The sequence below is a fragment of the Alteromonas sp. LOR genome, assembly GCF_000753865.1.
In the GTDB taxonomy this organism is placed as follows: domain Bacteria; phylum Pseudomonadota; class Gammaproteobacteria; order Enterobacterales; family Alteromonadaceae; genus Alteromonas.
In genome coordinates this window covers 674,953-700,300 of sequence record NZ_JQFW01000015.1, presented here as the reverse complement: position 1 = coordinate 700,300, position 25,348 = coordinate 674,953, and the positions used below count along the sequence as shown (strand labels likewise).

General features: G+C 44.6%; 19 protein-coding genes, 1 tRNA gene and 1 riboswitch. Of the genes, 4 read left to right on the top strand and 16 right to left on the bottom strand.

Annotation, left to right across the window (positions count from 1 at the left end; translation table 11 throughout):
- From JV36_RS0108400 to JV36_RS0108385, 4 genes are all read right to left on the bottom strand, one after another.
- Positions 1-429 (bottom strand): DUF2177 family protein, encoded by a 429-nt coding sequence (locus JV36_RS0108400; RefSeq protein WP_032094479.1) that lies wholly within the window; start codon positions 427-429, stop codon positions 1-3.
- Between the two features lie 89 nt (positions 430-518).
- The gene (locus JV36_RS0108395) at positions 519-929 is read right to left on the bottom strand and encodes a hypothetical protein (protein WP_052010011.1); all 411 of its coding nucleotides are present in this window, start codon (positions 927-929) and stop codon (positions 519-521) included.
- A 141-nt stretch (positions 930-1,070) separates the two neighbouring features.
- Complete coding sequence (locus JV36_RS0108390; protein WP_235207796.1) at positions 1,071-3,962, bottom strand: ligand-binding sensor domain-containing diguanylate cyclase; 2,892 nt, start codon at positions 3,960-3,962, stop codon at positions 1,071-1,073.
- Positions 3,963-4,068: 106 nt separating this feature from the next.
- Entirely contained in the window at positions 4,069-5,283 is a 1,215-nt protein-coding gene (locus JV36_RS0108385; RefSeq protein WP_032094478.1) for an endonuclease/exonuclease/phosphatase family protein, read from the bottom strand.
- A 393-nt stretch (positions 5,284-5,676) separates the two neighbouring features.
- Here JV36_RS0108385 and JV36_RS0108380 point away from each other — a divergent pair, with 393 nt between their 5' ends.
- Positions 5,677-6,723 carry a PLP-dependent cysteine synthase family protein gene (locus tag JV36_RS0108380; protein WP_032094477.1) on the top strand — a complete coding sequence of 349 codons (1,047 nt, stop codon included), beginning with the start codon at positions 5,677-5,679 and terminating at the stop codon, positions 6,721-6,723.
- A 72-nt stretch (positions 6,724-6,795) separates the two neighbouring features.
- On the top strand, positions 6,796-8,037 hold the full coding sequence (locus tag JV36_RS0108375; RefSeq protein ID WP_081926566.1) for a DUF2891 domain-containing protein: 1,242 nt from the start codon (positions 6,796-6,798) through the stop codon (positions 8,035-8,037).
- A gap of 81 nt (positions 8,038-8,118) precedes the next feature.
- Here the strand turns inward: JV36_RS0108375 and JV36_RS0108370 are convergent, their stop codons facing one another.
- The 3 genes from JV36_RS0108370 to prfC all read right to left on the bottom strand — a co-directional run bounded on the left by JV36_RS0108370 (position 8,119) and on the right by prfC (position 12,267).
- Complete coding sequence (locus JV36_RS0108370) at positions 8,119-8,691, bottom strand: NADPH-dependent FMN reductase (RefSeq protein ID WP_032094476.1); 573 nt, start codon at positions 8,689-8,691, stop codon at positions 8,119-8,121.
- Positions 8,692-8,937: 246 nt separating this feature from the next.
- A complete protein-coding gene (gene argS / locus JV36_RS0108365; RefSeq protein ID WP_032094475.1) occupies positions 8,938-10,668 on the bottom strand; it encodes an arginine--tRNA ligase in 1,731 nt (576 codons plus the stop codon).
- Between the two features lie 9 nt (positions 10,669-10,677).
- Entirely contained in the window at positions 10,678-12,267 is a 1,590-nt protein-coding gene (prfC, locus tag JV36_RS0108360) for a peptide chain release factor 3 (protein ID WP_032094579.1), read from the bottom strand.
- 385 nt (positions 12,268-12,652) lie between these two features.
- Here prfC and JV36_RS0108355 point away from each other — a divergent pair, with 385 nt between their 5' ends.
- Together JV36_RS0108355 and JV36_RS0108350 are read left to right on the top strand one after the other, a co-directional pair.
- Positions 12,653-15,637, top strand: a complete 2,985-nt coding sequence (locus JV36_RS0108355; RefSeq protein ID WP_032094474.1) for a TonB-dependent receptor plug domain-containing protein — start codon at positions 12,653-12,655, stop codon at positions 15,635-15,637.
- Positions 15,638-16,026: 389 nt separating this feature from the next.
- On the top strand, positions 16,027-17,778 hold the full coding sequence (locus JV36_RS0108350) for a diguanylate cyclase (RefSeq protein ID WP_032094473.1): 1,752 nt from the start codon (positions 16,027-16,029) through the stop codon (positions 17,776-17,778).
- Positions 17,779-17,785: 7 nt separating this feature from the next.
- Here the strand turns inward: JV36_RS0108350 and JV36_RS0108345 are convergent, their stop codons facing one another.
- From JV36_RS0108345 to JV36_RS0108305, 9 genes are all read right to left on the bottom strand, one after another.
- A complete protein-coding gene (locus JV36_RS0108345; RefSeq protein WP_032094578.1) occupies positions 17,786-18,706 on the bottom strand; it encodes a DMT family transporter in 921 nt (306 codons plus the stop codon).
- Positions 18,707-19,137: 431 nt separating this feature from the next.
- Positions 19,138-19,590 carry a ribosomal protein S18-alanine N-acetyltransferase gene (gene rimI, locus JV36_RS0108340; protein WP_152561499.1) on the bottom strand — a complete coding sequence of 151 codons (453 nt, stop codon included), beginning with the start codon at positions 19,588-19,590 and terminating at the stop codon, positions 19,138-19,140.
- 15 nt (positions 19,591-19,605) lie between these two features.
- Complete coding sequence (locus JV36_RS0108335) at positions 19,606-20,220, bottom strand: hypothetical protein (protein WP_032094471.1); 615 nt, start codon at positions 20,218-20,220, stop codon at positions 19,606-19,608.
- Between the two features lie 238 nt (positions 20,221-20,458).
- Positions 20,459-20,535 (bottom strand) — tRNA-Trp (locus JV36_RS0108330).
- Between the two features lie 81 nt (positions 20,536-20,616).
- Complete coding sequence (locus tag JV36_RS0108325) at positions 20,617-21,552, bottom strand: phosphotransferase (protein ID WP_052010010.1); 936 nt, start codon at positions 21,550-21,552, stop codon at positions 20,617-20,619.
- Positions 21,518-22,156, bottom strand: coding sequence for a nicotinamide riboside transporter PnuC (pnuC, locus tag JV36_RS0108320; protein WP_032094470.1), 639 nt, complete (start codon positions 22,154-22,156; stop codon positions 21,518-21,520). Before pnuC ends, JV36_RS0108325 begins: the two co-directional genes overlap by 35 nt.
- Complete coding sequence (locus JV36_RS0108315; RefSeq protein WP_032094469.1) at positions 22,156-22,419, bottom strand: hypothetical protein; 264 nt, start codon at positions 22,417-22,419, stop codon at positions 22,156-22,158. Before JV36_RS0108315 ends, pnuC begins: the two co-directional genes overlap by 1 nt.
- Positions 22,420-22,431: 12 nt before the next feature.
- The gene (locus JV36_RS0108310) at positions 22,432-24,528 is read right to left on the bottom strand and encodes a TonB-dependent receptor (protein WP_032094468.1); all 2,097 of its coding nucleotides are present in this window, start codon (positions 24,526-24,528) and stop codon (positions 22,432-22,434) included.
- Between the two features lie 56 nt (positions 24,529-24,584).
- Positions 24,585-24,689, bottom strand: a riboswitch (TPP riboswitch).
- Positions 24,690-24,883: 194 nt separating this feature from the next.
- A complete protein-coding gene (locus tag JV36_RS0108305) occupies positions 24,884-25,309 on the bottom strand; it encodes an acyl-CoA thioesterase (protein ID WP_032094467.1) in 426 nt (141 codons plus the stop codon).
- Positions 25,310-25,348: the final 39 nt, after the last annotated feature.

Below are 25,348 nucleotides of genomic sequence, written 5' to 3'. Positions count from 1 at the left end.
CTATTTCCGTAGCGCTGCTTTGAATCCTAACCAGCCTGCCATAGCGCTAGCGCTGGTTAGGAATGTTCCCCATGCCCAATCTATCAGCATGATAAACAGGGTAAAGCCGTCGATAATGCTGTACGCCGTGAGGTTGTAAGCGCCATAGCTGGCAAGCCCAAGTAAGGCGCCATCAATACCAGCATACAATAGCGACTTGTCGCGGTTGGCTACCACTGCCAATACAAATACAACACAGCCGTACATAAGATAAAATATTAGCCACGGCCACGTAATAAATTGCGAGCGTAGCAACGGCGCCATTTCGGTTTGATACCAGCTATCGGCAATAATGCCTAGCCACAGGAAATCGAGCACGCCAAAACAGATGAAAATAGCGAAAAGAGAAACCGCTATGGATTTTGCAAAGTGTTGAATATTTTGAAGCATCTAACATGTCCCTGTTTTATAAATTGTTAGGAATAAATTGGTTAGGTGAAAACTCGTTAGGAGTCAATTTGTAGTGAGCATCGCATTAGCTAGTTAGCGCACATACTTTGTTCGGCGACGCCCTTTGACACATAAATTGGGCAGTTGAAGAGATTGGTAGATTCTAAGCACATGCCTTCAACCTTCGTTCCAGCAGTGACATTGTCACTCTTTGCCACACACGCCACTGTGCATTCAGAGCTATCAGAACACACATTTCCGGCATCACTCGCGGGCAACACACAAATAGCAGATTGCTTGCTATCATTTTGCTTCCATGTGCCGCCCTCTTTTTCGCACAGCTCACTGCGTTTTATCGAATATGCTTGCGCAATAAGGGGAAGGTCGTGATCGACGCCTTGCTCTAAATTCTGTATCGCTTCTATATCAATGAAGTCTTCATTAGGCTGCGCACCGCAGGCGGCGAGCGTTAAGGTAAAAACAAACGCTAGTAAACGCATATAGAACTCTCTGCTCTTATACTGGTTTTTATCAGTGGGCTTTTCGCTGCCAGTGCTAACTTAAACGCTGACGCATGCACTAACTTACATGCTGTCTCGCGTTATCAAAGGCTCAGGTTCTGCACTTAGCGCTACAGCACTTCAAAAGCTGTAGTCAATGACTCTATCTCGACCTTGCTGCTTGGCTTGATACAACGCTTGGTCAGCCTGATTTAGCAGCCTGTCGTGATCACTAGCGAACTTGATACTCGCGACACCCGCACTTACGGTAACGCTTAGGTTGTCGGCAATCCAGCTAAAATCGTGTTTTTTAATGGATAAACGGAGCGTATCAATACACTTATTTGCGGTGGCTAAATCAAAGTTTGGCATCAAAACAGTGAACTCTTCTCCGCCCCAACGAGCACAAACAGCGTCGACGGGTAGCGCTTTTTCGATGAGTGCCGCAACCTCTTTTATGACATTATCACCGATGAGATGGGAGTACTGGTCGTTAACTTGTTTAAAATGATCGATATCGATAATCGCTAAACAAAGTGGCTGCTTCTTATTTTTAGCTTGAACAAACAATTCAACTACTCGGGCATCGAAGGCCCGTCGGTTGGCTATGCCGGTTAATCCATCATGAGTGGCCTGATATTCAAATTGCCTAGTTTGCGTTTCAAGTGATTCTGTCTGCGCTAATACTCTTTCTCGTAACAGGGCTTCTGACTTTCGTAAATGATGAAAACGCAATCTAAACAGCACTAATATACATAAACAAATAATGACAACTACGCCGAGCTTAAACACATAAGTCTGTGTAAATTTAGGCTGTACAACAAAACTGATTGGCATACGACTTTCTTGCCATTGTCCATTGGGGTAACGAGCTCGCACTTTGAATATATAGTTACCAGGCGCTAGGTTGGTATACTCCGCTAACCTAACTTGGTCTCGAGTTAACCAGTTTTGGTTAAATCCCACCAGTTTAGTTTGATATTCAATTCGAGAGGGCATCGCAAAACCCAGCCCGGCATATTCAAACGTAATGCGGTCGATATTCGGTAATACTTCAATTGGTTTATCACTTTGAAGTAAAGGTATTACTCTACCATCAAGTGAAACCTGCTCTACATTCACAGGAATGTTGAAACCATTGATGCGTTCTAAGCTTTGAGGCTGTATGTTGGCGAGACCTTTAGCGGTAGCAAGCCAAATGCTATCTTCATCGCTGACAAAAAGTGAAGGCTGCGACCCACCATTCATTTGCATACTTTGTAGGCCGTCGGCCTCTTTGAACTGCTCAAACTCAAGCTGTTTCGATGTGTCTTCCATACATGCTTGTAAGTTTTGACGAGAAATTAAAAAGACACCTTGATTGGAGCTTATCCACGCACGCGCCTTTTTATCAAACCGTATGGCAAATACTTTGTCTACAGGCAAGCCTTGAGCACGCCCAGCAAGTGTCACTGCCTTTTTCGCAAAGTCAAAAAAAGCGACGCCCCTATCGGTTGCCATCCAGAGCCCGTCATTGTCGGCAAGAAAACTAAACGCATACTGTGCATCAGAACTTTCGGGAAATTTGATGTTATACACTCGTTTATTGTCAATGTAGGCAACGCCCAAACCAGTACCAACCCAAATTCGACCAAACTTGTCTTCTGCTAGCCCCATGGTGAAATGGGCAGGCAACCCCCTTGATTCATCAAAATGTTCAAGGCTACCATCGGGGAGCAGCCTGACTAAACCGTGTGCAGTGCCAAACCACACGCTGTCGTCTTTGGCATGTAAAATAGCTCTCACCTCATTACTGGGTAATCCACCAGCACGATTTAGAAAAGGCGTTAACTTCTCATCATTAAACACCATGACACCGTCAGTATAGGTACCCACTAATACTGCATTGTCAGTGTATTTAGCTAAGCTTAATACTGAGGTAGGACGCTTGAGGGGAGATGGTATCGGCGTAAAACGACCGTCTTTTAGCACATCTAGGCCATTGCTACTGCCAACAAGAATAGTCTCGTTGTGCTGCATAACCGTTCGAATGTAGTCGCCACTTAATCCTTGGCTTTGCGTAAACGTAGTAAACGGCGCACGTCGCAACGCAAAAAGACCGCCGTTGGTGCCTACCCAAATGCTTTTTTCCGCATCTTCAAGCAAAGAGAAAATACGGTTATCTGGAAGCCCAACGTTTGCATCAAGCTTTTCTAGACCAAATCCACTTAACCTATACAAACCATGATTGATGGTGCCCACCCAAATGCTGTTTTGACTATCCAGTAATATACTGCTGATTGATTCCCTTGCCAGTGCTGGGTGTAACATTGAAAAACCTTCAGGTTTGTGTTGCCACACCCCCTGCTCAGTGCCTATCAGCACGTTGCCATCTTGGTTTAGGGCAAAAGTAAAAGATGGGCCAGATAGCGCCGGAATGTTAGGCGCTGCCAATTCCACATCATTGTTTTTGTAAACGTAGAGCCCCGCATTGGTTGCGATCCAAATTCGCTTTTGTCTGTCCTCAATTACTCGATAGGCGCTGGTATGGGAGAGGAATTGAGCGCCTGTACCATCTGGAAACCTTACCTCAAGTCCACCGTCTTCAATTGCTAGCCACACGGTGTTATCACTACTTTTGAAGCCGTGGTTGATCATTGATGTAGCCGTTTTCTGAGCATTCCATTGTTGTTGGTTGAGTACGGAAAGTCCTCCTCTACTGCCGGCAACCAATAATTCTTGGGAATCTGAGTGATAAAACAGGCTTCGGATCCCTGAGTCAGGCAGGCCTGTTTCTTCTCCCCGTGTGAACACATCGAATTCAACACCATTATATCGCGCCAAGCCTTCCCAAGTGCCGGCCCATAGATAGCCATCTTGAGTCTGCGCGAGCGCGTTTATGGTGTTGTGAGGTAGGCCATCTTGTGTACCCCATGTTTGAGGAAAGTATCGATTGAGCGGTACGATACCGTCGGCATAAACTAAGCCTGCATGGGCTAGCAATAACATTGACAGCATGCCAAAAAACGCAAATGGGAGAGAAAAATATTTCAACGGTTTCTCGTTTTCAAATAATAATACTACTGCTGCAAAGCAATACCTTACTGGGCAAACAAACGCTAGCACTGTGTGGAAAGCGCATAGCTTGCGAATAGAAGGGTTAATCAAGTGCTAACGTAACCCAAACCAAGCGATGATCCGAACTTGCCTTCCTTCCGTCCACCAAACGATAAAGCTCGCTGTTTTTTGTCGGCCAGAAAACGCCAGCGTCAGTGATGTCGAACTGTGCAGAGGGTAGCACATAATCAGCCCTAGCGCCCCAACTTGCCGTATAGCGGTCACTGTAAGAGACGTCAAACGACTCTGCCCCGCCGCGACTTATTGGCAAAACTGTATTATTAACTAACGGGTTTTCCGTTAGTTGCTCAATAACACCCTCACGGTACTTATCACCGATGTCGGCAGCATTAAAATCACCAGCAAGTACAAATAGCGTATTGTGTTGCAAACTCACCTTTTTGCCGTTGTCATCATAAATATAGCTTCCTTTATCTGGCGATAAGTAATCTGCCATTAAACGAATCTCATCATGATTGCGCTTGCCGTTTCTATCCTCTTCCCCATCAAAAGAAGGCGGCGTCGGGTGCATCGCTAATATATGAATGCTTTCGCCATTAATCAGTACTGGCACATCCCAGTGAGACTTTGAGCTTAGACGCAGCGCCTGCCACTCTGTGGCATCATACCAAGGCGTCCACTCAGTCTCTTTTTGCTGGGAATTGGGTATATATGGCTGCTGTGGATGAGGCATGTGGTGCCATTTGAACCGTTGAAACGTGCGGATATTATCGATGTCGATGGGATATTTCGACAACAGTCCCATACCGTATTGGCCTGGATATAAGCCAAAACCGTAAGCATCTCCTCCAAGCTGCTCAGCCCGACCGTTATTGTCTAAGTCGAATGGCGTGGCAAGCCCCGTATTGACCGGTGCAATATAAGTATAGGGATAGTCAACAGCCTGCTGGCCATTTTGAGAAACATTGAGGTAGTGGCGAATAAAGGCGTCGACACCTTTGGTTTTATCCGCAATATAATCGAACTCGTTCAATAGCAGTACGTCTGGATTAACGCGCTGAATAATTTCAGCCACATTTTTAACTTGCGGGTGCTCTCCCGTACTTAGCACTCGTTGAAGCACGTCAATACTCGGCGCGGACTTTTGCTTTGTCCCTTGTGAATTTTTCGTTTTTGTTAAAGCCTCAGGGTAGTTTCCCGCCTCCATACTGACATTGAACGTAGCGACTTTCAGTGTCTCAGTAGAAAGACAATATGGCGACAGCATAAATAAAAAAATGAGTAGCAGAGCTCTCATAGTATTTTTCCTAATTTATAATTTACCTAAGACGTGAATATCTAAGACACGTTGTCCTTGGGCATGATGATTTAGGGTGAAATGAACTGACCTAAGACTTAAGACCTGGTGACCTAGTGTCCTAGTGTCCTAGTGTCCTAGTGTCCTAGTGTCCTAGTGTTCTAGCACAAGATACCAAGTTTTTTATGAAGCCCAAACAATTTATGCACGTATCACTGCCGAACACTTCGCTTCAAAAACGTCATATAGAATCAAAAACCTCTTAATCGTTAGTTTTTGGCATTGAGTCGCAATTAATTTATTAAATATAGAAAAAAACGCACAGAAAAACTGAAAACTCACTGCTATTCTACAGTCATATTTTCCTCTGGCGACATGTTTTAAGGGATTGTAATGGCAGATTGGGTTTCCCAAGCGATAAAAAAAATAAATGCGGACTATCAGCGCTCAGCGGATACGCACCTTATCAAACTCGATGCACTCAAACTTAACGGTATCGATATTTACTTAAAAGATGAAAGTACCCATCCCACCGGCAGTTTAAAGCATCGTCTCGCCCGCTCACTATTTTTATATGCCTTGTGTAACGGCAAAATAAATCAACACACTACCGTCGTGGAAGCATCTTCTGGAAGCACCGCGGTATCTGAAGCCTACTTTGCTCGTATGATTGGCGTTCCATTTATCGCCATTATGCCACGCTCTACCGCCCTTAAAAAAATTGCGCTTATTGAGCAATTTGGAGGCCGCTGTCATTTTGTCGACTGCCCGACACAAATGCACGATGAGGCAATTCATGTTGCTACGCAGAATAACGGTTACTTTATGGATCAGTTCATGTTTGCAGAGCGCGCCACAGATTGGCGAGGAAATAACAACATCGCTGAGAGTATTTTTCACCAAATGGAGGCCGAACCTCACCCTCTGCCCCATACCATAGTGATGAGTGCGGGTACGGGCGGCACTTCTGCCACCATAGGGCGCTACATTCGCTTTAAAGGTATGGCATCTAAATTGGTGGTGGTAGACCCGGAGTTCTCCGTGTTTTATGACAGCTATAAACAACGAGACTCCTCATTAACGGCCAATAGAGGCAGTAGAATAGAAGGTATTGGCAGGCCCAAAGTAGAGGCTTCATTTCAGGGCGATGTTATCGACGATATGATTCAAGTTCCTGATGCAGCAAGCGTGGCCACCATGCATTGGTTAAATGACACGATGGGTATAAAAGCGGGCCCGTCCACGGGAACAAATTTGTGGGGTGCGCTGGCAGTTGCTCAAACTATGTTAGAAAAAGGCGAGCAAGGCTCTATTGTTACGCTAATGTGTGACAGCGGAGAGCGCTATCTAGATACCTATTATAATCGCGAGTGGATTGACAGAGAAATAGGCAATACATGTGACTATGAAGAGATATTAAACACCCTAGAAGTGAGTTAATCTCTTATACGTTTATCTCTTAGAAAGTTATCTCTTAGAAGGTAATTTCACATTGACTAAAAAGGAATCTGTATGCGAAAGGTCAAAAACGCCATTCTCTTCTCTCTAACCGCTATTTCATTTTTCGCCAGCGCTACATTCAGCGCTAATGCTTCTTTGAACAGTAGCGCTAGTGAGAACGCTAAAGGCCTTGCTACTGGTTTGAAAACTAGCGATACAACGGCTGTTGCACACGTCAGTGACAACGCAAAAAGTAGTACTAGTGCAGTATATGACTCAAGTAACAGAGATATCAAACAAGATAGTGGCTACGAGAAGGTATTTTCAGACCTCGCCCTTCAATGTATTCACCAAGAATACCCCAATATCATTAAACACACTATGAGCAGCAATGCCGATGCAAAGACGCCGAAAGCTCTTTACCCTGCATTTTATGGCTGTCTCGATTGGCACTCTTCCGTACACGGTCATTGGTTGTTGGTTCGCATGCTCAATACTGGCGGCGATAACATTTCAAAAGACACGATTATTGCCAGTTTGAATAAAAGTTTTAGCCAGCAAAATATCGAAGGCGAAGTAGCAACAATACAACGGCCAAATAACAGCGCATTCGAACGCCCCTATGGCCTTGCATGGTTCTTACAGCTAACTGCTGAGCTGCGCCAATCGTCGTTGCCTGAAGCAACCACATGGCTTTCGCGACTTAAGCCTTTAGAAAACATTATTGTTGAGCGAATAGAAAGTTGGTTACCCAAGCTCGCCTACCCCATACGCACAGGAGAACACAGTCAAACTGCCTTTGCATTTGGCTTAATGCTAGATTGGAGTCGTATTGCAAAAAGTGAATCCTTTGAAGCCCTACTCACATCAAGAATAAAAGATTATTATAAAAGCGATACCCGCTGCCCAATAAGCTATGAGCCATCAGGGCAAGACTTTCTTTCACCCTGCTTGGCAGAAGCAGATTTAATGCGCCGAGTTTTATCTAAGAAAGAATACGGCGAATGGCTTACTGACTTCTTCCCTACGCTCACTAGCACAAGCAACGATTGGTTGCAGCCCGCTACGGTAACCGATAAATCTGATGGAAAATTAGCACATTTAGACGGTTTAAATATCAGCAGAGCGTGGATGATTGAGGGCATGGTAAGTGCGTTAGACCCAAATGATCCGCGAGTAAGCGCGTTGCAAAATGTGATGAAAGCACATCGCGATGCAGGACTAAACGCAATCCTTGAAGATATGCACTATATGGGAAGCCACTGGCTTGGCAGTTTCGCAAGCTATCTGGAAACGTCGAGAGGGATAAACTAGAGGCTTTTTGTTAATGTTGTAAATTGGGAAGCGGTTGACGACCAACATGTGTTAGATCAACCGCTTTACCCACAATCAGTATTAAACAGCTAGCTTACGCGCAAGCTTTGCGGTTTCTTTTCCTAAGTTCTTAAGTTGTTTTATTGTTTTTTCATCGCTTACGCTGCCAGAATCGTCAAGCAAGGTGTTTACTTTCGCAATAGCCTTTTGATTTGGACTAACAATAACGCCGATGTTTTCCAACAGCATTCTAAGCACTACCAGCACTCTTAAGCCACCTAACCCACCAGCAGATGCAGCCATAATACCGGCAACTTTTCCTTTAAATGCTTGAAGCGGCTTTTCACCTTCACTCATTCTAGAAGCCCAGTCGATAGCGTTTTTCAGCAAAGCAGGATAGCTGGAATTATATTCAGGCGACGCGATAAGAAAACCATCATGCTCCATTAAGAGCGCTTTAAACGCCAATGCTTTTTCTGGAATACCAAACTCAGCCTCTTCGTCTTCATTGAATATTGGCATTTGATAATCAGCTAGGTTGATAACGGTTACATCGGCCCCTGCTTCTTTTGCCCCTTCAGCGGCGACTTTTACGATAGCATTATTAAACGAACCGTCTCGAGTACTACCAGCGAATGCGAGAATTTTTGTCATTGGTTTTCCTATTGTTGTTTTGTCGTTTTTTTGTCGTTGTTTTGTCGTTATTTTTTTGTAATGGCCACGCTGCTTTTACTATCAGCTTTTATGTAAAAAAGCTGACCGGTATACGCGCTTCGATATAAGCTTCAATCCATAAAGACAAAGCCTTGTTGACCTGGCTTGCAGAAATGAAAAAGGCTGACATTACTGCCAGCCTCTTGCTCATATAACTAGTTCATACTGTGCAATGTATGACGTAGATTACATTTTTTCTAGTATTTCGATACCGAGAAGGGTCAAACCTTTTTCCAACGTATTGGCAACTAAAGCTGACAATGCCAACCGGCTGTCGCGAACTGTTGGCTCTATGCCGTCTTTAAGCATTGGGCACGCCTCATAGAACGTCATAAAGGCTGATGCCACATCGTACAGGTAAGTACAGAGAATATGCGGCGTTGCCTCACGAGACACCATACTGATAACTTCTTCAAATTGTAAAAGAAGTACAGCTAGCGCATGCTCTTGTTTTTCCACCAATGAGATATCAACCGGCATAGACGCCATGTCTACCCCAGCCTTTCTAAATAAACTTTTCACTCGAGTATAAGCATACTGTAGGTAAGGCGCTGTGTTGCCTTCAAAACTCAACATCGAGTCCCAGTTAAACATATAGTCAGTGGTACGGTTCTTAGATAGGTCGGCATATTTCACCGCACCAATACCTACTTTGTAAGCAACTTCATTCAGTTCATCTTCACTTAAATCGTTGTCACGTTCAGCAATCAGTTTACCTGCGCGCTCAATAGCTTCGTCTAGCAGTTCTACCAACTTAACCGTTCCACCCGTACGCGTTTTAAAAGGCTTGCCATCGCTGCCTAGCATCATGCCAAACGGACAGTGCTCATAGGTTTGTGTTTCAAGCATAAAGCCCGCTTTGCGGCCTACAATTTCAGTTTGCTTAAAATGTAACGCCTGACGGGCATCGGTAAGTATCAGCGTGCGGTCGGCATTTAACTTACCGCTGCGATAGCGCATCGCTGCAAGGTCGGTAGTGGCATAAAGGTATCCGCCACCAGATTTTTGAACGATATAAACAGCAGGATTACCTTCTTTGTCGGCAAGTTCAGGAATAAACACCACCTGAGCACCTTGGTCTTCAACAGCAATTCCCTTTGCTTTAAGGTCTGCAATGACACTAGCCAGATCGCTGTTGTACGCCGACTCACCCATAATATCGTTGCGAGTTAGACTGACATTAAGCTTTTTGTACACTTCTTCTGAATGAGCAATCGATACATCGATAAACTTCTCCCAAAGTGCTAAACACTGCTTGTCTCCGCCTTGAAGTTTCACTACGTACTCTCTAGCACGATCGGCAAACCCCTCTTCGTCATCAAAACGAACTTTAGCTTCGCGATAAAAATCTTCTAGGTCAGACAGCGCAGTTTCAGCCACTTCTTCTTGGAGCTTGTCAGACAGGTGTGCCAACAGCATCCCAAACTGTGTACCCCAGTCGCCCATGTGGTTTTGGCGAATGACCTTATGCCCTAAAAACTCAAGCACTTTCACTACCGCGTCACCAATAATAGTGGTTCGCAAATGCCCTACATGCATTTCTTTAGCTAAGTTTGGTGAAGAATAATCGACAACAATATTTTGTTCATCCGACTTAGCGATGCCTAAGCGAGGGTCTGCGAGTGAAATTTCGCATTGGCTAGCAAGCCATTCGTCACTCAAGTGAATGTTGATAAACCCCGGACCGGCGACTTCTAATTTTGAAGATACGTCGTCAAGTTCCACTATTTCGACGATTTTCTCTGCAATATCGCGAGGTTTTTGGCGCAATTGCTTAGCCAACGCCATGGCGCCGTTAAACTGATACTCACCAAATTCTGGACGGGCACTGCGAGAAACAGGAATAGGCGCGTTCTCAACGCCCATTTTTTGAAGTGCTTCGCTGAATCGGTTAACTAATAGAGCATGTATATTCATAGTGTGTTCTTAATTTTCGCGCGTGTTCGTAAACTGAATGTCTGGGTAGCGCTCTTGCGCTAACTGAAGGTTCACCATAGTCGGTGCAATGTAAGTGAGGTTGTCTCCGCCATCTAGCGCAAGGTTTTGCTCACCCTTTCGACGAAACTCGTCTAGCTTTTTCTCGCTATCAGAATAAACCCAGCGCGCTGTGCTTACATTGATATGCTCATACAAGGCTTCTACGTTGTACTCAGCCTTAAGACGCGCAACCACCACATCAAACTGAAGCACACCAACGGCGCCAACAATAAGATCGTTATTCGCAAGCGGACGAAACACCTGAACTGCACCTTCTTCTGAAAGCTGTATAAGGCCTTTTAACAATTGCTTTTGTTTAAGGGGATCTTTTAGACGAATGCGTTTAAATAGTTCAGGAGCGAAATTAGGAATACCGCTGAATCGATAGTTATCGCCAGAGGTAAAAGTATCACCTATGCGAATAGTACCGTGGTTGTGTAAACCGATAATATCGCCGGCATAAGCCTCTTCAAGCAAAGAGCGGTCGCCGGCTAAAAACGTAAGCGCATCAGAAATACGAACGTCTTTACCTAAACGGCTATTGCGCATTTTCATGCCTTTTTCGTATTTACCCGACACAATTCGGCAAAACGCAATTCGGTCTCGGTGTTTCGGGTCCATGTTAGCTTGTATTTTAAATACAAACCCACTGAACTTGGCGTCTTTGCTGTCAACTTTGCCTGCTTCAGTATCACGACCTAAAGGCTCTGGAGCCCACTCGACTAAGCCATCGAGCATGTGGTCAACGCCAAAGTTACCTAATGCGGTTCCAAAGAATACTGGGGTTAATTGCCCCTCTAAAAACAGCTCTTTGTCGAAGTCATTTGACGCACCGCGTACTAATTCGAGTTCATCACGCAGTATATCTGCTAACTCGCTGCTTACTGCCTCATCAAGCTCAGGGTTATTCAGCCCTTTGATAGTGCGTACTTCTTGAATGGTGTGACCTTGACCACTTTGGTACAACACGGTTTCGTCGCGATACAGGTGATAAGTACCTTTAAATCGCTTTCCGCTGCCAATAGGCCATGTAATAGGAGCGCACAGAATATCTAGCTCGGTTTCAACTTCATCAAGAAGTTCTAACGGGTCGCGAATGTCACGGTCGAGCTTGTTCATAAAGGTAACGATTGGCGTGTCGCGCAGACGAGTAACTTCCATCAACTTACGGGTTCTATCTTCTACCCCTTTTGCGGCGTCAATAACCATTAAGCAGGAGTCAACAGCGGTAAGTGTACGATAGGTATCTTCAGAGAAATCTTCGTGCCCTGGGGTATCGAGTAGATTCACTAAATGGTCGTTGTAAGGAAATTGCATAACCGAGGTCGTCACGGAAATACCACGTTCTTTTTCCATTTCCATCCAATCTGATTTGGCATGCTGGCCCGACTTTTTCCCTTTAACCGTACCTGCGGTTTGAAGAGCACGACCGAACAACAACACTTTTTCAGTAATGGTGGTTTTACCCGCATCAGGGTGTGAAATGATCGCAAACGTGCGTCGCTTTCCTATTTCTTCAAGAAGCTTTAGATCTGACATTAATAATAATCTTTTTCTGTGCTTTTGGATGTCGTGCTGATTAGCCAACTCGACTCCGACATTTGAACCACAATGCATTGAATTTCCATTTAGCGAATGTAATGAAAAAACAAAATTCGGGTGGTGTATTAATTGTTGGTGATTTTAGCATCTTACCGTCGGTAACAGTAGAGCCTTATTCCAAGAAATATTTACACGCTTAGCAGCAAAAGAATTTATTAACCTGAATCATAAAGAGTTCAATTTTAAACATATATTTTGTAAATATTACATAGCTCAGTTGATTATATGACAGCTTTGTGTATACATTAGATGTGCGCAAAAAAAACGCACACATAAAAAAAATCAAAAGTTCTAAGACAACACACAGTCTAGGGAGACTACAATGTTTACAAACCACAAGCTGGCTAAGTCAGTCAGACTAGCTTGCGCTTTCGGAGCTGCGGCTTCCATAGCATTATCCGGCAATGTGTATGCACAAGAAGATGCAGACAGCGAAGACGAAAAAGTCGAAAAAATTGAAGTTACAGGTTCTCGTCTACTTTCAAACCCAAATATTGCAGCTGCTACACCAGTACTAAGTGTATCAGGTGCTGAAGCTGCTGCTCGTGGTAACTTACGTGTAGAAGACTTCGTAAATGTGCTACCTCAGGTGTTCGCAGGTCAGGCCTCTGAAGTATCAAACGGCGCAACAGGTACGGCAACGCTAAACCTGCGTGGTCTTGGTGCTAACAGAACTTTGGTGCTTATCGACGGTAAACGTCTGCCTTACGGTTCATCAAGCACAGCGGCAGCTAACGTCGATTTAGTGCCTACCCAAATGCTTGAGCGTGTAGACATCCTAACCGGTGGTGCATCGGCGGTATACGGCTCAGACGCTGTTGGTGGTGTTGCTAACTTTATTCTTCGTGACGATTTTGAAGGCGTAGAGTTCGGCGGTCAGTTTAGTTCAAACTACGCCGATAACGACAATGGTCTTTACGAAGGCGTTTTAAACGCAGCTAACCAGCCTATTCCTGGTTCAACCATGGATGGCGACGAAACTCTTATCTATACCATGTTCGGCGCCTCAACAGGCGATGGCAAAGGTAACGTAACCATTTATGCTTCTTATGAAGACAGAAATGAAATTGTTCAAGCAGACCGCGTATTCTCTGCGTGTACTCTTGGCCAAAGCAGCGGCGCATCTAGCTTTGAAGGTCTAGGCTGTGTTGGTTCTGCTAACTTCCGTTTATTTGGCGGCCCGGGTGGTTTTGCATTCCAAGAAGAAAATGGCAACATCATTCCTTACGCTGGCGGACCTGCGCAAACCTTTAACTTTGGTGCGCAAAACTTCTTCCAACGGCCTTCAGAGCGTTATCACTTTTACGCGAAAGGCGATTACGATTTAACTGAAAACCTAGAAGCTTATGCAGACTTCTCATTTATTAACAACACCAGTAACGCACAAATTGCTCCGAGTGCATCATTTGGTATTGGTGCTTATGACATAAACTGTGGTAACCCACTAATTCAAGGCAACAGCGGTATTGCGTTTACAGATATCTTTGGCTGTTCTGCTGATGATATCGCCAACAATGCCATTGTTAGCGGCGTGACCGCTTCTCACCGTAACGTGGAAGGTGGAGCTCGTGACTCTCGTCTTGAAAACAGCACATGGCGCTTTGTGGGTGGCTTAAAAGGCTTTATCGACGATACATGGGCCTGGAACGTATTTGGTCAAATCTCTGAAACTCGCGATCAAAGCGCTTCTACAAACGATTTTGTTGTAGCTAACCTACAACAAGCGTTACTTGCCACTACAGATGCCGACGGCAATGTCGTGTGTACTGACCAATCTGGCGGTTGTGTACCTTACAACATTTTCCAACGCCCAGGCGGTGAGAGCCAAGTTACGCAAGACCAGCTCGATTTCATTCAAGGTATTGGTATCGTTAACGGCGAAACCTCACAGAAAGTGTTTGGCGCAGACATTCAAGCTAACCTAGGCGATTACGGTATTCAGTTACCTACTGCTGACGATGGCATTGGCCTATTGATGGGTGTTGAGTATCGTAAAGATACGCTAGCCTCTTCACCTGATGAAATCAGCCAAGTTCAAGGCGGTGGTTTTACCGGTGTGGGCGGTGCGACTCTTGCCGTTGAGGGTTCTATTGAAGTTCGCGAATTCTTCTTAGAAACACAAGTTCCTTTACTTTCAGACGCACCTTTTGCTGAGCAGTTAGTGCTGAGCGCGCAATACCGCTTCTCTGATTACGATGCAAACGGCAATGGTACAAGCAACAGCTTTGATACCAATGCATACGGCTATCAGTTATCGTGGACACCGGTTGAAGACGTTAAACTACGTGCACAGTTCCAACGAGCGGTGCGTGCTCCTAACGTCATTGATTTATTCACAGGTCAAAACACAGGTCTTCCAAACTTAAGTCCTAAAGGTACTGATGCAAGTGGTGAGCAGCTATACGATCCGTGTGCGGGTAGTAACCCTCTTGCGTCACTAGAAACTTGTGCGCGCACGGGTGTAACTGCGGCTCAGTATGGCGGCATCCTTGACGTAATTTCAGGTCAAACACAGTCTCTAACAGGTGGTAACCCTAACCTATCGCCAGAAACTGCTGACACAGTAACCTTTGGTGCTGTAATTACACCTGAAAGCATTGAGGGCCTTTCAATCAGTATCGATTACTTCGATATTAAAGTAGATGACGCTATCTCTGCCGGTATTCCAGCACAGACTATCTTTGACAACTGTCTAGAAACAGGTGATCCAACATTCTGTGGTCTAATCACACGTTCATCTGCAGGTTCACTTGCAGCAGGTACGTTTGGTGTTGGTTTCCAGCAAACAAACTTGAATATTGCAACCCTTGAAACATCGGGTGTGGATTTACAAGTTGGCTATAACTTTGATACTGAGCTTGGCAACATCAAGCTAGATTACGCAGCAACATTGCTTGATGCGCTAGATACAGTGCCATTCCCTGGTGGTGATGCAGTTGAATGTGCGGGCTTCTTTGGTAACGCGTGTGGTGCGCCAAACCCAGAATACCGTCATAGATTTATGGCAACGTGGAACACCGAGCTAGACATCGATATTACAGCAACGTGGAGACACTTTGGTGCAACCGATAACGATGATGAAAACGATAATCTAGAAACCGGTTTCAATGCTATTAACTACTTAGATATCTCGGCAACGTATTACATGTCAGATAACTTCGAGTTTACGCTTGGTGCACTTAACTTACTTGGCGAACAGCCTCCTGTTTACTCAGGTGCTGGCCCAGCGCTAGGTAACGGTAATACTTACCCTACAGTGTATGACACAAGCACAAACTTCTTTGCTGGTTTAAGAGGTAAGTTCTAAAACTCAACCGTGTTATAAAACACGTTTAGAACATAAGTTTAAAACATAAACATGTAGTCAAAGCCCGAGATATTCTCGGGCTTTTTTTTGCCTTTATTATTTTTGCCTTTACTATCTTGGACGTCAGCCTGCAGTTTTCTGATATTGTCTGATTTTTTTGGGGCAGGGTTGAAATCTTGTCTCTTGCTTCTACTCGCCGCCACCTAACCTTATTGACACTAAAACCGTTTATTCCTATGAAAGAATATGGGAAATTAGGGTAAAACATTAACGCATTGGCATGGTCAATTTATATGCAACGCCATGTATTAATTTGAAAGTGTTAAGATTAGGATCCATTCTTGTGCTAAAAAGACATAGTAGAAAATTATATTAAAAGGATGTTTTCGATGGTGAGGTTGAAACTGTTTCTTACATTCATGCTCTACAGCGTGTTTGTTTTTTCAGTAAACAGTAATGTAATTTTCATTGATACGAATGAAGAGTTAGCACTCACTGAGCATGCACAGTTCGCCATATCTAACACCTCTGTATTAACCGGCCGTGAAAATTGGGTTGATGACCCAAGTGGTTTAGACAGGAAGCCCAGTCAATATCTGCACTTTAAAATAGAAGTAAAAAGTAAGAGTAATAGACCTACACCGGTATGGTTCAATATTACGTTTCCTGCTATTAAACACCTACAGGTATCAGACGGTAGACGGGTATGGAACACAGGTGATGCACTCCCCTTTTCTACAAGAGAGATTAACCTACCGAATTACCACTTTCCATCAATATTGCCCGCTAATGGCAGCGTGACGTTTACCGGCCATATGCGGGGTGAAATTCTTCGCTACAACTTCTCTCTTGCCACACCAGAGAAAGTGATTAATGACTATGTCGATACCCTACAGCGAGACATGGCCTTTTTTGGTGCCATGGCCATATTGACTGCCTTATCATTTTTGGTCTTTTTTGCCACGCGCAAAATTGCGTTTTTAAGCTTCGCGGTTTTTATCTTTGCAACCACCTTTTGGTTTTTCAGAGTGTTCGGTTACGCGTTTGAAATACTATGGCCTCAAACCCCTGAACTTAATGATATCAGCTACGCTGTCAGTATTTACGCACTGCTACTTTCTGCCTTCGGGGTGATAGTAACGGTATTGAAAAGACCAGGCAGACAGATTTACGGTGAAAAATTTATCAAGTGGTTTTGCTATTTACTGCCGCTTATTGGTATCGCTGTATGGCAAACCTTGGGATTAGATTTAGCGTTACGGCTTCCCGTTTTACTGTTCTTTCCCTACCTAATAATTTCTGTTGTGGTAATTATAGTGGAGCATAAGCGAGGGTCAGACATAGCAAAACGGTTTGCACTTGCCATGTTGCCCATAACAGTAAGCTCTTTGTTTTTAGTGCTTATCGCGCTCAATAATACACTCTCAACCTGGGACCCTGTTGCCACCTTCATGGCTGGGATCTTACTGACCTGCATGTTCATGATAGTAATAACTTCCAATTACTTGATAAAGCGACTTCAAAAAGAAAGGGATGCAGAAAAGGAGGTGGCACGAATGAAAAGCGAACAAACGTCCATCTTAGAGTCGTTAGTAAAAGAGAGAACCTTAGAACTCGAGCAGTCAAACAGAATGCTTGCTGAATTAGCATCTAAAGATGCGCTTACCAACCTACCAAACAGAAGAAGTGTCGACTTATTTGTGGACGCAAGTTTTGAAGACCTAGTAGGAGGCGACCGGAATATTGCGGTAGCGCTTATCGACCTTGATCATTTTAAAACCATTAACGACACCTTTGGTCATAACGTGGGCGATATTGTATTGAAAAAGGTTGCAAACACATTAGACGCGCTTAATGGCGATAACCTGTTAGCGGGCCGTTTTGGAGGAGAAGAGTTTGCCATTATTGCGCGAGATATGGATGACAATACATTTTATAATATGCTCAATAACGTACACGATGACATCAACGGGCTTTCTCTTTCAGAATTAGGGGATAGAACAGTGGGTGCCAGTATTGGCTTTACCATGTGTACAGGCCAAACTGATGTGGTCGACGCATTTAGACGGGCAGATAAAGCCCTTTACATTGCGAAAAACAAAGGTCGAAATTGTATAGTTCGTGCCAAAAAGGGGGAGTAAAAAGCGCCTAGGGCAGCCGGAACACTTTTTTCAACGTGTGCGGTGACAACCCGTTCACTATCAGTGCAGCAATCATCAACACTGCGCCAGCGACCACCATTGGCAATAAGGTTTCCTGTAAAATAATCACTGAACTTACATAGCCCACTATTGGAGTCAGCGTAGAAATAAGCACAATTTTTTCAGGAGGAAGCTTAGGCCCAGCAGCCACCATTAACCCAAACCCCAATCCTGTTGCCACAGGACCAATGTAGGTTAATAGAAGCCAGTCTGCCCATGTGTAAAGTGCAAAGTCTGGGATAGGTTCAAAAGCCAAGGCTAATCCCACCATAGCAATTCCTGCGATGGCGAACTGCCAAAATACTGCCTCGATTACGCTACCTTGCCACTTGTGAAATGACACTCTGCGGATTGCTACAGCCCAAAGCGCAGAGGCGACTAACATTCCCAACAACGGCAGGCGTGCGCCCGACTCACCAGATGCAAACAAAATCATTGCGCAGCCAATAGTGGATATACCAGTAAGTATGAGTCGCTTTGATGGTGCACGCTGTTTGTACCATAAGGTGTCAATTAGCAACATCCAAAGCGGCGTGGTGTAAATGAGAATACTCGCCGTTCCTGCAGGAATAAACTGGAGGCAGACCGTAATTAGGCCCATAGATAAAATAAATTGAAAAAAAGCGACAACAAGAATGACGGACCTGTCTTTTCGATTGAGCATAGGTAAACGCTTCTTGGTTAACACCACAAAAAGCGCTAATACTGGTAAGCTGAGTAAAAAGCGTAAACTCACCATCCACAGCGGGGAAACTATCTCAAGCCCTACTTTCATTCCGGGCCAGTTAAACCCCAAGCACAGCACGGCAACTAAAAGCATTTTAATGCCTTTAGACTGGGTTTTATCTATTGTGGAAGTGTGTTGCATGGTTATTAGATCCAATTGGCTACATTTGCGCTGTTGCTGCGCACTGAGGTATTGAGCACCTCTTATACCAGCCCGCATAGATAATTACCCACTCAGCGAGATTTAAAATGTGCGTCATCGCGGCGTGTTACCGCAGGTGCACTGGTATTATCTGTAAAGAGCGCGACTATAAGGTAAAACTAGCCTAATTGAAATGAAGGGCGGAAAAATGCAAAACGGAATATGACCAAATGGTCAACTTTTAGTTACAGCTTAATAGACTAAGATACCTTTGGACTGCATCATCATAATCGAGCATCTTTGCTATCGAATGCGATTGTAATTAGGGCGTGTTGATCTTTGTTGTACGAGTTTTGGGCTAAATGGAAGCATTTTAATCGCGAAACAGTCCTGTAGGCCTAGTGGGCTCAGTCAAAGGGCTGTGACAATCTCTACGGCTCAGCATTACTCCACTTCATAACTAAAGCATTCTCTCTGCCTGTTTCTGTGGGATAGTAATTTTTCCTTGTATCTATATAGGAAAATCCCTGTTGTTTATAAAGGGAAATAGCAACTTCATTACTTTCCCTCACATCAAGCCACATCTCATCCATGCTGCGACGTTTAGATTGCTCCAGTACAAAGGTAAGCAGCGCTTTACCAAGTCCTTTACCTCTTGCTTTTTTGTCTACGGCAATATCCATTAACGTGGCTTCTGACAGCACTTCAAGCACAATGGCGAACCCTACAACCTCTCCCTCAAGATAAGCGAATACGCCGTAATAAGGTGCTGTAAGGCAATCTTCAAAAGTAGCGAAAGACCATGGTTCCACCTGTACAGACTCGTGAATGCGATGGGCCTCGTGAAGAGAATCTAATGGCGTATGCGAGTTTACAATCGTCAAGTTTGGCACTCGTGCTTACTCGCTATTTTGGCTAGTTGATATTAACGCCTGCCATAGATCTCGTTTTTGCTGCGTATTGAGCTGCGTTGGCGGTGCAGGTAAAACTATAGCGTCTTTACGAATACTGAGTGTTGTTCCAATGAATACGTTAACCTGACTCGAAGAGAGGCCTAGCTGTACGCAGGCTAAAGTGAGATCGGAAAGCCATGCTGCGCTTGCTACTTTCTGACTAGCACTTAACGGTATACCCAGTGGCTGAGACTGAGAGCTGGTATCGCTTTGAGTGGGCTGTGGTTTATTGGTGGCTGAGCTTTCTTTAGCGGCTGAGCTTTCTTTAGCGGCTGAGTTTTCTTTAATGGGTGGGCTTTCTTTATGAGTAGTCGCTCCACCAACATGGGCTCTTAGCTGATCAAGTCTCGACTGCTTTTCTTGCTGTGAAATAGGCTTGCTAGATACTGGAGCAGGCGCATTTTCTCTAGAAGGCAATTTAGCTGTATTCTCACCGCCCGTATTCTTATTAGCCCCATTGCCTTCTTTACTATTTTGTGCGGCAAAATATGCCTCTTTAGATATCCAAACGGGAATACCCATCTCTTGCAAAACAGCGTGTTGATAAGGCGTAATGAGCATAATAATACCGGCAAATTAGATTAATGCTTTAAGCAGAAATAGCGTAGTAGAAACGTATCCGTAGTGTACTGCAATGACGTGAGATATTGAATGACTAATCGTATTCCACAGACTTTGCACAATTGGAAAACATTAAAAATGGGGAACTAAATAACAAGGAATAAAAGGGAATTACATTAAGGTTCGAGGCTCTACGAGAATTTGTAAAAGAGTAACCAGAAATAAATCAGAGGGAAAGTGGCAGGGGTGGAGGGACTCGAACCCCCAACCATCGGTTTTGGAGACCGCTGTTCTACCAATTCGAACTACACCCCTAGCGCGCTGTGCATTATACGTATGACAATTAAAAGGTAAAGACTTTTTGTTAGCTGCCCTGCTCTCATGCTTAATTTACACTCAATGCGTTGAATTTTCATTCAAAAGTGTCTCATTATTCGCTGTCGCATCCATTGCTGCGCGCCATAACGCGTTGGTTACATCCACGATGTCAGTGAACAACTTATGCTGCGACAATGCCCTTTGTGGGCAAATGCCCATTTCATCGGCGTAGGTGTTAACTAGCTGAAGGCTTTCGGCATCTGTAAACCCATTGATTAAACAACATGATGCTAAATCGAAATAGCGATTGCCAATGGCAGCGTATTCCCAATCAATCAGAAGAGGGGGTGTGGCCGTCGCTTTTAATACATGAGCTCTCAATAAATCGTTGTGGCAAATAACGATGTCGCTCTCACCAACACTATCATTGCTTCTGTTTTCGGCATCAGAGTCGCCACAATACTCTCTTTCGCTATTTATAACGTGGTGTTTCAGCTCACACACTTTATCGAATAAAGCACTTGTCGATGTAATGTTTGCCACTTCAAGATAATGCTGCCAACGTTCATACAGATTTAAAGGATGACCGCTAACAGGTAATGCATGAAGCTGTGCTAACACCTGCGCCATTTGCTGAGGTGTTAACGCCTCTGGTTGACTATTTGCCTGTTTATAGTTTTTCTGCACAGAGCTCTTTTGAGCACTGTTGTCCTGTTCTATCTGATTGGCGTCACAATCTACCCACAGCTCTACCCAAATTGTTTCGTCAGCACTCAACCAAATGGGTTCTGGCGCAGCGCCTAAACGCGATAAGGATTGCTGCAGCACAAATTGCTCACGTCGTTTTACGCCACTGAAGTTATCGTCACCAAGCCATTTTACCGCCGCGCTAAGGTTAGCATCCCGCAAATGATACACATGGTTAACCGCCCCTGCAGGACAGCGATACAAACTTGCCTCAGCAGACAGCCCTAGAGGCTTATGTAACAGCTGTAGCAGTTGATTGTCTGTCATCTTGCGCTTTCCATTGGGAGAACCATTGATAGTAACCAAATATAGAAAAACCCACATACCCTAGGAAAAGACATGCAGATAACGCATACCCTACCTGTAGATATAAATAGGCCGAAGCCAAATTGATAAAAAACCAATACACCCAATTTTGTAAGATTTTGTGGGCAACCATAAAGGTAGTAACAACACTGAGTAAATTAATACTGGCATCTAAGAGTAAGTAATCGCTAATAAATTGTGAGCCCGCAACTTGAGCTAACGCCCACGCAAGCAGCAGCATAGCAGGCACGATTAAACAATGAACCCACAGGGCCCATGAACGCACAGGCTTAACCTGCCCGTCTGCTGTGCTGCCCTTCGACCATTGATAGTATCCATAGCCGGCCATTGCCATGTAAAACAGGTTTAAGGCAGCTTGAAAGGGAAGCGTGACTTGCCAGAATAACCAGGTGTAAATGCCAGTGCTCACAAATGCACACGCCCAGCACCAACTGTTTTGCTTTGCGGCAAGCAGCACATACCCTAGAGCGAGCACAACGGCCACCCACTCTAATGGAGAGGTGCCCGCTATTTGGGCAATAAAATCAGAAAGAAAGCCGTCCACTACGACGACTTTCTTGATTGCATTGCATCAAAGTTAAGAAATTTGGCGACGAAGATCGCCTGCCCTACTTCCTCGTGTGTCCGTTGCATCTCTTTTCCTAAAATTTCCATCACCTTTGTATAATCACCAGTGACCTGAGTACTGGTGGAACAGGTGTTAATGCTTAACTCAGTATAGCTATTAAGCCTATCAATAAAATTTTGGATAGGAGGAATATACTCATTCACCAACGGATATAACGACAATTCAACCATGACTTGCATATTCATACTCCCTTAAAATTCATACTTAGCAGTTACGCCAAATTGACGGCCATTACCAAGCTGATAATACGGCTCTTCAAACGCATATTCATCTCTTGGATCATTGCTAAAGCCGCCAAAGCCCCGTGTGTAATACTCTCTGTCGAACGCATTTTGGATCCACACAGAGGTTTGCCAGTTGCCATGGTTTACTACAAACTCTGAGTTCACCAACGTGGTAGATGGCGACGTTACGTTGTGTCCGTCTGAAAAGCGATATTCGTCTTTATAATCTATATCTACTCGCCACGTTACATTGTCGGTTAACGCATATTCACTGTATAGATTACCTGTCCACTTCGGTGCCTGAGCCTGACGCTGCTCATTTACTTGCGTGCCATCGGCTAACGTATAACCTTCAAATGTGGCTGACAAATATCCTGCACTCGCACTTAGCTGCCATACATCAGAAACCAACCATGACAACTCAAGCTCAGCCCCTTTGTTGGTTCCAAGATCGGCATTATCAATAATATCGATAAATCCGGCCGTGCCGTCTTCACGAGTAATTACATCAAAATCGCTAACTTGAGTGTCTGTCCTGTCCATGTAGAAAATAGCAGCGCGGGCCGTTAAGTCAGGGGTTAACAGCGGCCCTTTAAATCCTAGTTCGTAATTGACGTTGTATTCTTCATCGAAGAACCGTTGTTCGTCGTTAACCCGGTTATCAGGGTTAAAGCCAGGTCCTTTATAGCCACGTGAAATACTGCCGTAGTAAAAGTGCTTGCCCAGTGTGTACTGCAATGCCACTTTGCCGCCCAGCATATTGGTATCGTTATCGCGGGTCAGGCCACGATTATCCGCAAAATCGAAATCATAATTTTCTGCGCGAATACCGGCTACCAGCGTTAAATCATCTCTTAAGCGGGTTTCGGTTTCTAAATAAAGCGCGGTTGTTGTGGGGGCAAACTCACTGGCGTAATCACTGTCTAAATACGTATATTGACGAAGCAAGTTTTCCTCAGTTTGTTTATAGAAAGCCCCTACCGTCCAATCTGTCATGCCATTGAACAGGGCAGCATCGCGAGAGGAAACAAAGCGGATTTCACCTGTCTGTGTTTCTACATCACGATAGTAAGCATCAAAGGATGTGTAGCCGAAAGGGTGGAAACCAGTGAATGTCCAATCTTCGTCGTAGCCATAGGCGATGTTATGAGAAGCATGTGTCGCAATTAAGATAAGGTCGCCTGCGCCAGTGGTGGTGGTAGAACGGGCACTTACTGCGTGGGTTTGGTGCTCGTCAAAACCCGGCTCATCAGACAACGTTCTGTTGTCATTGTCTAAAGAGAATGCGTCGTAGCCGTTATCAATATCATACCAACGATAAGCCAATGCCAATGTGCTGTTGTCAGCAACATTTCCATCTATAGCGAAACGAAGCGCAGTCTCATCAATATTATTCGTATCGTCTCTATTTAAAAACGTATTCTCAACGAAACCATCGCTTCGATTGTGAACCAGCGCTACGCGATAGCCCCAATTGGTGTTGATGTCATCACCAGTGGCAGCTTCAACGCGATAGCTATCTTTATTGCCAATTCGCGCTTCAACATAGTCAGGCGCCTCGCTGCCTGTTTCATTGCTTGATAGCTTAACGGCTCCGGCTAGTGCTCCCGTGCCATATAGCGTGGCCTGGGGACCGCGATAAACCTCAAGCTGCTTAGTATCAAATATAATGCCCGACGCAGCGAGACCAGAAAAATCAAACTCGTCAACGATAAAACTGACAGACGGATTAATCGGCTCAGCAAACTGGCTACGCTCACCAATACCACGAATTTGTATAAAGCGGCCGCGAGAGGCACCTGCCGCAAAATTTACGTTGGGAATACTATTGAGAATACTGTCAACATGAGAAGGCTGTCTGCTGCGCAAGCGCTCTTGATTCAGTATGGTTGCACTGGCGCTAAGCTGAGCTAGGGTAGTTTGACGAAAATTGCCCGTCACCACTACTTTTTCAATATCGTCAATGGTGTCAGTGCTTTTTTGAGCGTTATCAGAGGCTTCAGTTTGTGCTATCGCACTTATTGAGGTTGCCAATAGAGAGAGTGTGAAAAGTTGTTTGTACATGGGATCTCTTGTTCTCTTAATAAGAAAAAAGATCCGGGTTTAGCGGCAGGTGATCAGGCTATATTGTAAACCATTCCTACGCCGGTATTATCCGGATCAGGTTTAAGGGTTCCCACTAGTGTGGATCTCAGACCGAAAAACGGACACCCCTTGGTATAATTCGCAAGTGACTCACTCGTCATGTGCAAGCTGCTTGAATTAAACGAGCACAAGTCATCAACTTAACGAACGCCGTGGAGTCTACCACTTCGAAACACGCCGTCAAGCGCAGCGCTCGTTAAGCTAAGTTCATATTTAATCTAGGTTATTACAAATCTAAGCCGTTACAAATTTAGTGTGACGAACTAAACTCGACTTAGCTATTCTCTATATTAAGATTGAGCTTGCGCACTTCATCATCAGTTTGCGCAATTAACCCTTCTAATGTCTTTCCGTGAGAAGCCGGCTGTCTCGTCTCTGGGTCCACCTTAACGAAAACAATATCGTCTGCAAAACAAATCGTCTTTTTAGTGGCTTTATTACGCACTAAACAGCTCACCGTAATAGACGTGCGCCCTACTGCCTTGGTCTCAAGACCAAACTCAACGATATCGCCCTGTAAAGCTGGTGATTCAAAACTAATTTCGCCTATATGCTTGGTGACCAAACAATTGGTTTCTAACTGACAAATAGCCCATATGGCGGCCTCTTCATCTATCCATTCTAATGCTCTACCGCCGAACAATGAGTTGGCGTAATTGAGGTCGTTTGGCATCACTAAACGCCGAGAAAGAAAGCGCATTCGAATTCCTTAATATAAATCGCTACTATATGCGTTCAA